The sequence below is a fragment of the Streptomyces cinnabarinus genome, from assembly GCF_027270315.1.
Classification (GTDB): domain Bacteria; phylum Actinomycetota; class Actinomycetes; order Streptomycetales; family Streptomycetaceae; genus Streptomyces; species Streptomyces cinnabarinus.
In genome coordinates, this window is sequence record NZ_CP114413.1 from 3,328,178 (window position 1) to 3,341,313 (window position 13,136).

Sequence of the window (13,136 nt, forward strand, 5' to 3'; positions counted from 1 at the left end):
GGTCACCTCTCCTTCTGAAGTACGGACAGCGCGGCGATGAGTTCGGCCTGTGGCTCGGGGTGGACGTCGAGCGCGTCCAGGGGGGCGAGACGGCGTTCGCGTTCGGTGTGCATGACGCGGTCCAGGTGGTCGGCGAGCAGCCGCCCGCCGCGGTCGCGCAGCCGCAGCGCGCCATGGGCGCCGAGCCGCTCGGCGAGCCCCTCGCCCGCGGAGCGCGCTCTGCGGCCGCCCAGGAGCGCGGTGGCGACCAGGGCGGCGATCACCTCGGGGTCGGGCGCCGCGCCCCGCTCCAGCTCGCGCACCTCGTCCTCGGCGTACTCCTCCAGCTCGCGCCGCCAGCGCCGTACGGCCAGGTCGATGCGGTGCTCGGCGGTCTCCAGGGCGGAGTCGCGGTCCCGGAGGGTGGGGGCGTTGGCCGCCGGTTCGCGGCGCCAGGCCTCGTCCACGCGCTCGTCGGCGGCCGTGACGGCGCACAGCAGGAGCGCGGCGAGGCTCTCCGTGAGGGCCTCCATGAGCTCGCCCGCCGAGCAGTCGAGGGGGAAGGCGCGCCAGCGCTTGAGGGCGTCGCCCGCGAGGACGGCGCCGGACTGGAGACGGCCCCGCACGCGCGCGTGCTCGCTGTCGTACGCCCCGTCCACGGCCGAGGTCAGCCGCAGGGCCGCGGCGTACTGGGCGGCGGCGGCGCTGGCCAGCTCGGGCATCCGGGCCTTGAGGGAGTCCAGGACGCCGTAGGCCGTGCGGGCCATGACGTGCTGGCGGGCGGCGGGGTCCTGGGCCTGGTGGACGAGCCAGGTGCGCAGCGGTGCCACGGCGGTGGCGGGCAGCAGTCCGCCGCCCCAGGCCGACTCGGGCAGCTCGGGGACGGTGAAGCGGGGGACGTCGCCGAGCCCGGCCTTGGTGAGCAGGGCGCCGTACTGCCGGGAGACCTCGGAGACGACCTGGTGGGGCACGCGGTCGAGGACGGTGACGAGGGTGGCGTCGTACTCCTTGGCGGTGCGCAGCAGGTGCCAGGGGACGGCGTCGGCGTAGCGGGCGGCCGTGGTGACCATGATCCAGATGTCGGCGGCGCAGATCAGTTCGGCGGCGAGGGTGCGGTTGTCGGCGACCAGGGAGTCGATGTCGGGCGCGTCGAGGAGGGCGAGCCCGCGCGGGAGTGTTTCGGCGGTCTCGATGCGCAGCACGCGCGTGGGGTCCTCGCCGGGCAGCAGCAGATCGTCGCCTGGGTCCTGCTGGGGGACCCACACCCGCGTGAGGTCGGGCAGGACGCGCATCCCGCTGAACCAGTGGTGATCCTCCGGATGGCAGACGAGCACCGGTGTGCGTGTCGTGGGGCGCAGCACGCCCGCCTCGCTGACCCGTCTGCCCACCAGGGAGTTGACCAGCGTCGACTTGCCGGCGCCGGTGGAACCGCCCACGACGGCCAGCAAAGGCGCTTCGGGCTCTCTCAACCGGGGCACCAAGTAGTCGTCGAGCTGGGCGAGCAGTTCGTCGCGGTTGGCACGCGCGCGTGGCGCCCCTGTCAAGGGAAGCGGAAAGCGTGCGGCTGCGACACGGTCGCGCAGAGCGGAGAGTGCGTCGATCAGCTGAGGCCGTACGTCCAAGGTCACCACATGTGAAGAATGCCCAATTTTAGGGGAATTCTGAAGCATATGAGCATGTCTGCGTGCCGACGGAACAGAAGGGACGGAAGGGGCGACCGGGACAACGGCATAGTCCAGGCATAACGAGTGCACAACACCCGGTGCGCCGGACGGCAAAAGCGGTGCACGATTCGTACCTGCCTGCGATTATCAGGACCGCTTCACTGAACCTCCACATCGAGCCACGGAGGCGAAGAAACAGGGACATGGACCCGGGAGCCCTATCCTTGTCCCCGGCAACGTCACGGATCGGCCCACACCCGGGCACCAGGACAGAGGCCACCACACCGGCCCCCGTAGCTCAGTGGATAGAGCAGGCGCCTTCTAAGCGCTTGGCCGCAGGTTCGAGTCCTGCCGGGGGCGCCATCTCTCAGCTCTCCTCCGGGAGGGCTTTTTTGCTGGTCCCGTCAGACTTGGGGACTGCGTCGTCTCCCGTCGGCCTCAGGCGCTGGGTGTGTCTCTTCCGCCTTCTCCCGCCAGTAGGCGAGGTTGTTGCGGGCGGTCAGGGTGTCGGGATGGTCTTCGCCCTGCACCCGGACACGGTCGGGCAGCAACTGCTCGAACGCGGCGGCGGCACCGGCAGCGTCTCCAGCCATCCCCCGCCAGTACGCGAGGTTGTGGCGGGTGGTCAGGGTGTTGGGGTGATCCGCGCCCAGCACCCGGACACGGTCGGGCAGCAACTGCTCGAACGTGGCGGCGGCACCGGCGGCATCTCCCGCCCTCCCCCGCCAGTAGGCGAGTTCGTGGCGGGCGGTCAGGGTGTCGAGGTGGTCTGCACCCAGCACCCGAACCGATTCGGGCAGCAACTGCTCGAACGCGGCGGCGGCACCAGCGGCGTCTCCCGCCTTCCCCCGCCAGTAGGCGATGTTGTGGCGGGTGGTCAGGATGTCGGGGTGGCCTTCACCCCGCACCCGAAGCGAGTCGGGCAGCACCTGCTGGAGCGCGGCGGCGGCGCCGGCGGCGTCTCCCGCCGTCCCGCGCCACCGGGCGAGGTTGCTGCGGGTGGTCAGGGTGTCGGGATGGTCCTCACCCAGCACCCGAACTCGGTCGGGCAGCAACTGCTCGAGTGCGGCGGCGGCGCCAGGCGCGTCACCCGCCATCCCTCGCCAGTAGGCGAGTTCGTGGCGGGTGGTCAGGGTGTCGGGATGGTCTTCGCCCTGCACTCGGACACGGTCGGGCAGCAGCAGCTCGAAGGCGGCGGCGGCACCGGCAGCGTCTCCCGTCATCCCCCGCCAGTAGGCGAGTTCGTGGCGGGTGGTCAGGGTGTCGGGGTGGCCTTCACCCAGCACCCGGACTCGGTCAGGCAGCAACTGCTCATACGCGGCGGCGGCACCGGCAGCATCTCCCGCCCTCCCTCGCCACCGGGCGATGTTGCTGCGGATGGTCAGGGTGTCGGGATGGTCCTCACCCAGCACCCGAACAGAGTCGGACAGCAGCAGCTCGAACGCGGCGGCGGCACCGGCCGCGTCTCCGGCCTCCCCCCGCCAGTAGGCGATGTTGTGGCGGATGTTGAGGGTGTGGGCGTGGTCCTCACCCTGCACCCGGACTCGGTCGGGCAGCAGTTGCTCGAACGCGGCGGCAGCACCGGCCGCATCTCCAGCCCTCCCCCGCCAATAGGCGCGGCTGTGGCGGGCGGTCAAGGTGGAGGGGTGGCCGGGGCCGAGGTGGTGGCTGAAGGTCTCGGCCAGGCGATGGAAGTGGTCTTTGGCGGCGGTGACCTGGCCGGCTTCGCCGAGGCTTTGTCCGGCCCGGTACAGCACCGCATGCGCGTCGGGCTTGTACAGGGCGTCTCCGGCGCTTCGGGTGAGGGCGGTGGCGTTGGTGCGCAGGGCCTGGGCGAGTTCGGTGTCGCGTTCGATGGCGGGCCAGGCCGTGGTGAGTGCGCTGGCGGTCGTGCGGGCAAGCTGGTCGTGCTCGTCAGGGGTGAGCGCCTCGCGGGTGGCGCGCTGGATGAGCTGGTGGACGCGGACGGCCTGGTGGGGGTTGGCGGGGTTGTGGCTGATGAGGCTGAGCCGGTCCAGCGCCCGCAGGGCACCGACCGCCTCGCCCGCGGTGACAGGCTCGGGAGTCCTGTCCTGCGTTTCGGTGCGGTGCTGGGTGAGGTGGGTGAGGGCGGGGGTGCTGGTCAGGACGGTTTCGGGGATGCCGTTGGGGTTGAGGAACGCGGCGAGCTGGAGCATGGGGCGGGCCAGTCCGGCCGGGCGCAGGGTGTCGGCGCGGTCGACGGACAGGGACCAGGCCGCCGCCGCACTTTGGCTCTGGCCGTCGGGCAGGACCTCGGGAGCGGCGTCAGCGAGCACAGTGGCGCGGTCGGCCAGCAGCTCCCGATACGCGGCGGCGCTGATACCCGCGTCGATGAGATACGCGGCGGCCTGCGACAGCGCCAGCGGCAGATGCCCCAGGTCCTCGGCGAGCGCGGCGAGCTGTTCAGCCGGCTCGTGACGGTTCCGGGCGTCCAGGGCGGCCGTGAGATAGGCGAGGGACTCGGCCTCGGAGAACAGCCCCACCTTGATCAAGCGGCCGGTCAGGGCGGCGTCCTGGCGGCGGGTGGTGACCAGGGTCCGACCGTGCGGGCAGGCCGGCGGCCACAGCCCGTTCAGATCGGCAGGGTCCGACACGTCGTCGAGGACCACCAGCCAGCGGCACGGCGCCGCGTTCGCCTTGGGCTCCAGCCACGCCAGGAACGCGCGCGCCGCCGCCTCCCGGTCCGCGGGATCGGCACCCAGGATGTCCACGGCCGCCTGCGCGTACCCCGACGCGGCCGCGGTGGCGTTGCTCGCCGTGATCCACACCAGCAGGTCCAGCTCACCGGACCACAACGCCGTACGGGCGTAGTCCGCGGCCAGTTGGGTCTTGCCGACCCCGCCCATCCCGGCCAGCACCTGCCCCCGCACCACGTCCTGCCCCACCAGCACCGCGGCCTGGCCAGCCGTGAGCGCTTCACGCAGCCGCACCACCTCCGCCCGCGACTGGAAACAACCCGCCCGCGGGGGAATCACCCCCACCTGATGCGGCCACGCCACCGCAGGCCGCCGCGCACCGTAATAGTGATGCTCGGCCTTGCCCGTGACCGAGCCCTTGAACACACCCCCACCGAAGTCGATGTGATCCCCGTCCTCAGCGCCGCCCGCCACCGAAACCCCCTCGAACACGGTCGGATCCAGCATCCCGAACGTACCCGCGGACCCACCCCGGCCACCGGCCGTTCACGACACAAACCAGTTCCGGTGAATACGCTGTAGGGTCGCTCGCCGGGGGCGCCATGGAGAGGGTGGGGCGTGCGGGTTCCTGATGGGGTTCTGACACCGGGGCTTTTCGTGGATGTCGATGTCCTCGACCGTAATGTCGCCCGGATGCAGAAGGCCGCCCTGGAGGGCGGGTTCCGGCTGCGGCCGCATGCCAAGAGTCACAAGTGCCCGGAGATCGGTGAGCGGCAGATCCGCGCCGGGGCGCGGGGGTTGTCCGTCGCCACCGTGTCGGAGGCCGAGGTCTTCGCCGACGCCGGGATCGAGGATCTTTTCATCGCCTCCTCCCTCTGGATCGATCGGGCGCGTGCGCCCAGGGTCCGGCGGCTGGCCGAGGCCGTCTCGCTGCGGGTCGGTGTCGACTCGGTGGACGGTGCGCGGCGGCTCGGGGAGGCCGTGCCAGGCGGTGTCGAAGTCGTCGTCGAGGTCGACTGCGGCAGTCGGCGAGGCGGTGTGCGGCCCTCTGACGCCGGGGTCGTGGCCGCTGCCGCGCATGACGTCGGGCTCGACGTCGTCGGTGTGTTCACCTTTCCCGGGCATGGCTACGGGCACGATCCCGGCGCCCGGGAGCGTGGCGCGCGCGATGAGGAGCGGGCGCTCGGCGAGGCCGTCGCGGCGCTGCGCGAGGCCGGGGTCGAGGCCCGTGTCGTCAGCGGGGGCTCCACTCCCACCGTCGGTGCCTGGCGGGCCGGTGTCGTCGACGAACAGCGGCCCGGGGTCTATGTGTTCAACGACGCCACCCAGCTCGCCATCGGCACCTGTGGGCCGGACGATCTCGCCCTCGCCGCCGTGGCGACCGTGATCAGCGTGCCCGCCCCGGACCGGTTCGTACTGGACGCCGGAAGCAAGGTCCTCGGGACCGACCGGTCCCCCTGGGTCACCGGGCGGGCGCATCTTCCCGGGCTGCCGGGGGCCGTCGTCACCGCGCTGTGGGAGCACCACGCCGTGGTGCGCCTGCCCGAGGACACCGAACCGCCCGCCCTCGGCTCGGTGTTCACGATCGTCCCCAACCACGTCTGCACTGCCGTGAACCTGGCCGATGAGCTCTACGTCGTCCAGGGCGGCGAGGTCGTCGACCGGTGGGCCGTGCGGGCCCGCGGGGCCAATACCTAACAATGACCAGCAATACCTAGCCCGCCACCGTCCAGGTGTCGCCGCCCGTCAGCAACGCCGCCAGGTCGCCCTTGCCGTACCGCTCCACCGCCGCGTCCATCTGGTCGCTCATCTGCGTGTCGTAGACCGGACGTTCGACGCTGCGGAACACACCGATCGGGGTGTGGTGCAGGGTGTCCGGGTCGGCCAGGCGGGACAGCGCGAACGCCGTCGCGGGGGACTCCGCGTGGGCGTCGTGGATGACGACATCCCGCTCGTTCTCCGGCGTCACCTCCACCACCCTCAAGTCGCCCGTCGTCCGGTCCCGTACGACTCCCCTCGTCGCGCCCACGCGGATCGGCTCGCCGTGTTCCAGGCGGATGACCGCCTCCTGAGCCCGCTGCTTGTCCTTCAGGACGTCGAAGGCGCCGTCGTTGAAGATGTTGCAGTTCTGGTAGATCTCCACCAGTGCCGTGCCGGGGTGGGCGGCGGCCTGGCGCAGGACCTCGGTGAGGTGTTTGCGGTCGGAGTCGACGGTCCGCGCCACGAAGGACGCCTCCGCGCCGATCGCCAGCGACACCGGGTTGAACGGCGCGTCCAGCGAACCCATCGGCGTCGACTTCGTGATCTTGCCGAGCTCCGAAGTGGGGCTGTACTGGCCCTTGGTGAGGCCGTAGATCCGGTTGTTGAACAGCAGGATCTTGAGGTTGACGTTCCGGCGCAGGGCGTGGATGAGGTGGTTGCCGCCGATCGACAGCGCGTCGCCGTCGCCCGTCACCACCCAGACCGAGAGGTCGTCGCGTGACGTCGACAGACCCGTGGCGATCGCCGGCGCCCTGCCGTGGATGGAGTGCATGCCGTACGTGTTCATGTAGTACGGGAAGCGGGACGAGCAGCCGATGCCCGAGACGAACACGATGTTCTCGCGCGCCAGGCCGAGTTCGGGCATGAAGCCCTGTACCGCGGCGAGGATCGCGTAGTCACCGCAACCGGGGCACCAGCGCACCTCCTGATCGGACTTGAAGTCACGGGCCGACAGTTCAAGCGCCATGGATCTCCTCCTTCAGCACCGTGGCGAGCTGCTCGGCCTTGAACGGCATGCCGTTGACCTGGGTGTATGAGCGTGCGTCCACCAGATACTTGGCCCGGATCAGCGTGGCGAGCTGACCGAGGTTCATCTCGGGGACGACGACCCGGTCGTAGCGCCGGAGTACCTCGCCGAGGTTCTTCGGGAACGGGTTGAGGTGGCGTAGATGCGCCTGCGCCACCCGCTCCCCGGAGGCGCGCAGTCTGCGTACCGCCGCGGTGATCGGGCCGTAGGTCGAACCCCAGCCCAGGACAAGGGTGTTCGCGCCCTGGGGGTCGTCGACCTCCAGGTCCGGTACGTCGATGCCGTCGATCTTCGCCTGCCGGGTGCGGACCATGAAGTCGTGGTTGGCCGGGTCGTAGGAGATGTTCCCCGAGCCGTCCTGCTTCTCGATGCCGCCGATGCGGTGCTCAAGACCGGGGGTGCCGGGGACCGCCCAGGGGCGGGCCAGGGTCTGCGGGTCGCGCTTGTACGGCCAGAAGACCTCCGAGCCGTCCTCCAGCGTGTGGTTGGGTCCGTCGGCGAAGTTCACCCGTAGGTCCGGGAGTTCGTCCGGCGAGGGGATCCGCCAGGGTTCCGAGCCGTTGGCCAGGTAGCCGTCCGAGAGCAGGAACACCGGGGTCCGGTACGTCAGGGCGATCCGCGCCGCTTCCACCGCCGCGTCGAAGCAGTCCGCCGGGGTGCAGGGCGCGATGACCGGCACCGGGGCCTCGCCGTTGCGGCCGAACATCGCCTGCAACAGGTCCGCTTGCTCCGTCTTCGTCGGCAGACCAGTCGACGGGCCGCCTCGTTGGATGTCCACCACCAGCAGCGGCAGCTCCAGCGAGACCGCCAGCCCGATCGTCTCCGACTTCAGCGCCACGCCGGGGCCGGACGTCGTCGTCACCGCCAGGGAACCCCCGAAAGCCGCCCCCAGCGCCGCCCCGATGCCCGCGATCTCGTCCTCGGCCTGGAACGTCCGCACACCGAAGTTCTTGTGCTTGCTCAGCTCGTGCAGGATGTCCGAAGCCGGGGTGATCGGGTACGAGCCCAGGAACAGCGGGAGATCCGCCTGTTGACCCGCCGCGACCAGGCCGTACGACAGCGCCAGGTTCCCGGAGATGTTCCGGTAGGTGCCGACCGGGAACGCCTTCGACGCCGGCGCGACCTCGTAGGAGACCGCGAAGTCCTCAGTCGTCTCACCGAAGTTCCAGCCCGCGCGGAACGCCGCGATGTTCGCCGCCGCGATCTCCGGCTTCTTCGCGAACTTCGACTTCAGGAACTTCTCCGTGCCCTCCGTCGGCCGGTGGTACATCCACGACAACAGGCCCAGCGCGAACATGTTCTTGCTGCGCTCGGCCTCCTTGCGGGACAGGTCGAAGCCGCGCAGGGCCTCGACCGTGAGCGTCGTCAGCGGCACCCGGTGCAGGTGGTAGCCGTCGAGGGAGCCGTCCTCCAAGGGAGAGCCCTCGTAGCCGACCTTGTGCATCGCGCGGCGCGTGAACTCGTCGGTGTTGACGATGATCTCCGCGCCGCGCGGCAGATCGGCGACGTTCGCCTTCAGGGCCGCCGGGTTCATCGCGACCAGCACGTTCGGGGCATCGCCCGGAGTCAGGATGTCGTGGTCCGCGAAGTGCAACTGGAAGGACGAGACACCAGGGAGCGTCCCGGCGGGAGCGCGGATCTCGGCAGGGAAGTTCGGCAGCGTCGACAGGTCATTGCCGAACGACGCCGTCTCCGAGGTGAAACGGTCACCCGTCAGCTGCATACCGTCGCCCGAGTCGCCCGCGAAGCGGATGATCACCCGGTCCAGTTGCCGTACTTCCTTGGCCGACGTCATGACGCCACCGTCGGCAGGGGCGTCATCGTGACGTCGGGGCGCAGGCGGGCGAGGATCCCGGCGATCGTGGCGCCGATGGCCTCGGTGTGGCCGGCGTCCTCGCCGGGGCAGCCGAGGACCACGACGACACCCAGGCGGCCGGTTTCGGTGAGCTGGCGTCCGGCGGCGTCGCAGTCGCGGCGGCCGAGCCAGGCGAACGGCTCGCCCGTGGGGCCGTAGACCAGATCGCCCGCCGGGATCGGGCGGGACTTGGAGGAGAAGGCGGGCACGATGCGTTCGGTGCCCTCGGCGCGGGTGACGACCAGGTCGGTGTCCAGGTCGGCCGGGTCCAGCCGGTGCAGGCCCACGCCTCCGCCGTACCGGAGGGTCGCGACGTTGACCGCGTCGACGACCGCGCCGATGGAGCGGAAGCCGCGGGTGCCGACGAGTTCGCGCAGGCGCTCGCCCGCGGGGACCGTGCCGGGGTGGCCGAGGTCGGCGAGGAGCTTGGCGTAGCCGACGGGCGGCGGGGGTGCGTCGGTGAGGCCGAGGCGCACGGCCTCGTCGGGGGCGAGCCCGGTGCCGTCCAGGAGGGGGGCCTCGGGGGACCGGAGGAGCCAGGCCCTGGCGTGCAGGAGGCCGAGGCCGGCGGCGGAGGAGGAAGTGATGAGTCGCATGGGATCCGTGGGGTCGGTGGAACGTGGGTCAGCGAGCCGTCGGCTGTCGTGCCTCCTCGGCGACCCCGAGGTTCTCGGGGAGGCCGAGCATGAGGTTGATGTTCCGGAGGGTCAGGTCGAGCACCCAGTCCGTCGCGGTCGGCATCCGCGCGGTGAGGCGGACCCGGCCGTCGGTGTCGGGGTGCACGGACAGCGTCAGGGCGGTGGCGTCCGTGGTGCCGGCGGCGGTCGCGGCGACCCGGAGGTGCTGTTCGTCGCGGTGGGCCTCGGCCAGACAGGCGCGCAGGGCGTCGAGGGAGGCGGAGGCCTCGTGGCCGATCGTGACGTGGATGTCGTCGTCGGCGAGCGGGTTCACCTCGAACTCGGGCTTGTGGGCGAGCCTGGTCCACTTGACCACTTCGGGCAGTACGTCGCCGCCGGCGGCGCCGCCCGCGATCCGGCAGGGCGACTTCGCGTCCAGCAGGCCCACCGCGATCAGGGGGCGCAGCAGCAGGGCCGTCGCCACCGCGCGGCCGTCGGGCTGGGCCACGGCGTGGCCGCGCATGATGCGGGGGCGCTGGCTGCGGGTCAGTTCGGGCAGTCCGTAGATCCAGCCGCAGGTGGTGCGGTGGGCGGAGCTGAGGTCGAGGATGCGGGAGCCGGCCCGGCCCGCCAGGTCGGCCGCTTCCGGGGCCTCGGTGGCCGGCCGGCACAGCACCGTCAGGTCCGCCGCCGCCATCGACGCCCGTCGCGCGGAGGTGTTCCCGGCCGGTTCCAGCCGGAGCACCTCCGTGCGGGGGTGGCCGACGAGCCGCCGTTCGATGCGCTCGGCGGTGGGGTCGGGTCCGTCGATGAACACGCGGAGCACCCTGCGCCGGTTCTGTCGGTCCAGGCGGTCAAGGCGGTCCGGTCGGTCCAAGCGGTCAAGGCGATCCGGTCGGTCCAAGCGGTCAAGGCGGTCCGGTCGGTCCGTCCGGTCAAAGCGGTCCGGTCGGTCCGTCCGGTCAAGGCGGTCCATTCGGTCCATGCGGTCCTGTCGGTCCATGGGCGTGGCCACTCCTGTCATTCCTCCTCGGCCGGGCGCGTTCCGGCCAGGTCCCAGACGTCCTGCCGTACCGATCTGCCGACGACCCGGGAGTCGGCCGCGGCCCGTGCGAGGAAGGCGTGGTTGGCGGCGCGGATCGTGTCCCCGTGTCCGGCCAGGACGCTGTCGGCGGTCAGGTCCAGCAGCCACAGGCCGCGCAGTTCGGCGCCGCGCAGCGCCTTCGCCTCGGGGGCCTCGATACCGGCGTGGTACCAGCTCAGGCCGCGTTCGGCGGCGATCTCCAGGGGGCGGTAGTAGACCAGGTTGAAGTACTCGTTGGCGCCCTTGAGGCGCTCGTAGTCGAAGCCGACCGCGCGCAGGTACATCGCGCCCCGCCACTCGTAGAACAGGCAGAAGCCGACGGCCCGGCCGGACTCGTCGCGGCAGAGCAGGACCTCGCCGCGGGAGTCGGTGGCGGCGGCCTGGTGGGCGAAGGTGCTCGCGCAGTCGTCGGGGTCGACGTCGTTGCCGTGGCGGCGCTCGGTCTGGGCCAGGAGGTGTCCGACGTCCTTGACGCAGTCGGCGAGCCGGTGGTGCTCGACGGTGTAGCCCGCGGCCGCGAACTTGCGGCGCTCGGACTTCACCGACCAGGGCGCGCAGGAGCGGCCCCACTTGCGCCTGCGCTCGTCGAGTACGGCGAGATAGCCGTCCCAGCCGCCCTCCGGCACCGGGATCCAGGCGTCGAGCTGGAGCAGCAGCGGCTCGGTGGTCACCGCGGCCGCGCGGAAGGCCCGTACGTCCGCCGTGGACAGGAACATGCCGACGCTGGGCGCGGCCCCGGCGTCGGTACGGCCGACCCGGGCGCGGAAGTCGTCCGTCGCCGCGAGGTCGCGTACCGCGCGCGTCACGGCGTCAGCGGCGGTCGCGGGGGTGGTGTCCGGCGTGTGCAGGAGGTGGGTCTGGTAGCCGCTCTGCTGGCCGACCAGGAGTCCGGTCGGGCCGGGGGTGGGCAGGCCGGCCGCGGTCAGCGGGGTCGACCAGCGGTAGAAGGGGTTCGACGCCTCCGACCGCAGCTCGGTCACGGCGATCCCGGCCGCCGGGGCGCCGTCCCGGCCGGTGTGCACGGCTCCGGCCCGGTCCCCGTACAGGGAGCGGCAGAACGACAGCCAGGGCGCCGAGGTGTAGAGCGGGGCCCCGGCCAGCTCCTGCCAGGCCGCCGGGTCCAGGGTGCCGGTGGCGCTCGTGAAGGCGGTGGTGTTCGTGGAGAGCATCGGACTTCCTTCAGTGCAGGTCGCAAAGCCGGTACGGGTCGCAGGGCCGGTACAGGTCACAGAGCTGAGGTCGCCGTGCCCAGCCGCCGCACCCGGCGCAGCGGTGAGCGCAGCAGGCTGGTCGCGGCCAGCGTCAGCGACAGCGCGATGACGGTGACGGCCGTGGCGCCGCCCACGGTCTCGACCAGCACGCCGCCCAGCAGCGCGCCGAGCGGCATCGGGGCCCGGGAGACCAGGCGGTAGCCGGCGGTGACGATGCCCAGGTGCTCGGGCGGCGGCAGCGCCCCGCGCAGGCTCAGCGCGAAGACGTTGTACGAGGCGAGCGCCGCGCCGTTGACGACGAACGCCGCCGCCAGGACCGGCGCCGCCGAGCCCGGGGTCGCCACCAGCGCGCCGACGAACAGCGACAGTCCGCCGAGGACCAGGGAGGCCGAGAGCGCGGCGCCCACGTGCAGCCGGGCGCCGATCCGGCCGATGACCAGGGAACCGGCCACCGCGCCCAGGCTGCCCAGGCCCATGACCAGGCCGAGGGCGCCGCCGGACAGGTGCAGAGAGCGCACGCCGTAGATCATGAAGGCGGTGAGGAAGGCCTGTTCGTGCAGGTTGTACAGGGCCGACTGGACGCACAGGTCGCGGATGGCGCGGGTCCGCCAGATGAAGGCGAGGCCCGCCCGGACCGAGACGTCCTTGGTGTCCGGGTGGTCGGCGAGCGCGGGCAGCCGGAGCGGCAGGAAGCACAGGGCGGACGCGAGGAACAGCACCGCGGTCACCGACATCAGGGTGGACAGGCCGAGGCTGTGCACGGCGTACCCGGCGAGGGCGGGGCCGGCCATCTGGGCCGCCGAATAGCTCGCCTCGTACAGGCCGTTGCCCGGGGTGAGCTGCTCGGTGGTGAGCACCCGGGGGAAGGCGGCGTGGAAGCCGACGTCATGGAAGACGGCCACGCAGCCGATCACCACCGCCGCGGCCACCAGCAGCCAGAAGCTCAGGCCCGTGAAGGCGCACACGACGCCCATCAGGCCGAGCGCGACCCCGCGCAGGACGTTGCACAGCACCAACAGGGCGCGGGTGGACACCTTGTTGGCGTACGAGCCGGCGACCAGCGAGAGGAAGATCACCGGCAGGAACTGGGAGGCGGAGACCACGCCCACCCCGAAGCCGCTGGTGTGCACGACGGTCACGGCCAGCAGCGGCAACAGGAACTGCGTGACCTGGTGGGCCAGTTGGGAGACGGAGTCGCCCGCCCACAGACTGCGGAACGCCGGGACCCGCAGCGGGGAGACGACCGGGGGCCGGTCGTCGGTGGCCGTCGTCATGGGCACC

9 protein-coding genes and 1 tRNA gene are annotated in these 13,136 nt (G+C 71.8%); 2 read left to right on the forward strand and 8 right to left on the reverse strand.

Features of this window, described 5'->3' with window-relative positions:
* Positions 1-2 precede the first annotated feature (2 nt).
* Complete coding sequence (locus STRCI_RS14925; RefSeq protein WP_269659428.1) at positions 3-1,610, reverse strand: dynamin family protein; 1,608 nt, start codon at positions 1,608-1,610, stop codon at positions 3-5.
* Between the two features lie 320 nt (positions 1,611-1,930).
* Here STRCI_RS14925 and STRCI_RS14930 point away from each other — a divergent pair.
* Positions 1,931-2,006, forward strand: a tRNA-Arg gene (locus tag STRCI_RS14930).
* A gap of 41 nt (positions 2,007-2,047) precedes the next feature.
* Here the strand turns inward: STRCI_RS14930 and STRCI_RS14935 are convergent.
* Positions 2,048-4,807, reverse strand: coding sequence for a tetratricopeptide repeat protein (locus STRCI_RS14935; RefSeq protein WP_269659429.1), 2,760 nt, complete (start codon positions 4,805-4,807; stop codon positions 2,048-2,050).
* A 150-nt stretch (positions 4,808-4,957) separates the two neighbouring features.
* Between STRCI_RS14935 and STRCI_RS14940 the strand changes: the two genes are divergently transcribed.
* Positions 4,958-5,998, forward strand: coding sequence for an alanine racemase (locus STRCI_RS14940; protein ID WP_269659430.1), 1,041 nt, complete (start codon positions 4,958-4,960; stop codon positions 5,996-5,998).
* Between the two features lie 16 nt (positions 5,999-6,014).
* On the opposite strand, the gene STRCI_RS14945 is transcribed toward STRCI_RS14940, so the two are convergent.
* From STRCI_RS14945 to STRCI_RS14970, 6 genes are all read right to left on the reverse strand, one after another.
* On the reverse strand, positions 6,015-7,028 hold the full coding sequence (locus STRCI_RS14945; protein ID WP_269659431.1) for a 2-oxoacid:ferredoxin oxidoreductase subunit beta: 1,014 nt from the start codon (positions 7,026-7,028) through the stop codon (positions 6,015-6,017).
* Positions 7,018-8,883 (reverse strand): 2-oxoacid:acceptor oxidoreductase subunit alpha, encoded by a 1,866-nt coding sequence (locus STRCI_RS14950; protein ID WP_269659432.1) that lies wholly within the window; start codon positions 8,881-8,883, stop codon positions 7,018-7,020. The genes STRCI_RS14945 and STRCI_RS14950 overlap by 11 nt, the downstream gene beginning before the upstream one ends.
* Entirely contained in the window at positions 8,880-9,539 is a 660-nt protein-coding gene (locus tag STRCI_RS14955) for a hypothetical protein (RefSeq protein WP_269659433.1), read from the reverse strand. The genes STRCI_RS14950 and STRCI_RS14955 overlap by 4 nt, the downstream gene beginning before the upstream one ends.
* Positions 9,540-9,567: 28 nt before the next feature.
* A complete protein-coding gene (locus STRCI_RS14960) occupies positions 9,568-10,377 on the reverse strand; it encodes a hypothetical protein (RefSeq protein WP_269659434.1) in 810 nt (269 codons plus the stop codon).
* A 203-nt stretch (positions 10,378-10,580) separates the two neighbouring features.
* Positions 10,581-11,813 (reverse strand): GNAT family protein, encoded by a 1,233-nt coding sequence (locus STRCI_RS14965; RefSeq protein WP_269659435.1) that lies wholly within the window; start codon positions 11,811-11,813, stop codon positions 10,581-10,583.
* A gap of 56 nt (positions 11,814-11,869) precedes the next feature.
* Positions 11,870-13,129, reverse strand: coding sequence for an MFS transporter (locus STRCI_RS14970; RefSeq protein WP_269659436.1), 1,260 nt, complete (start codon positions 13,127-13,129; stop codon positions 11,870-11,872).
* Positions 13,130-13,136 lie beyond the last annotated feature (7 nt).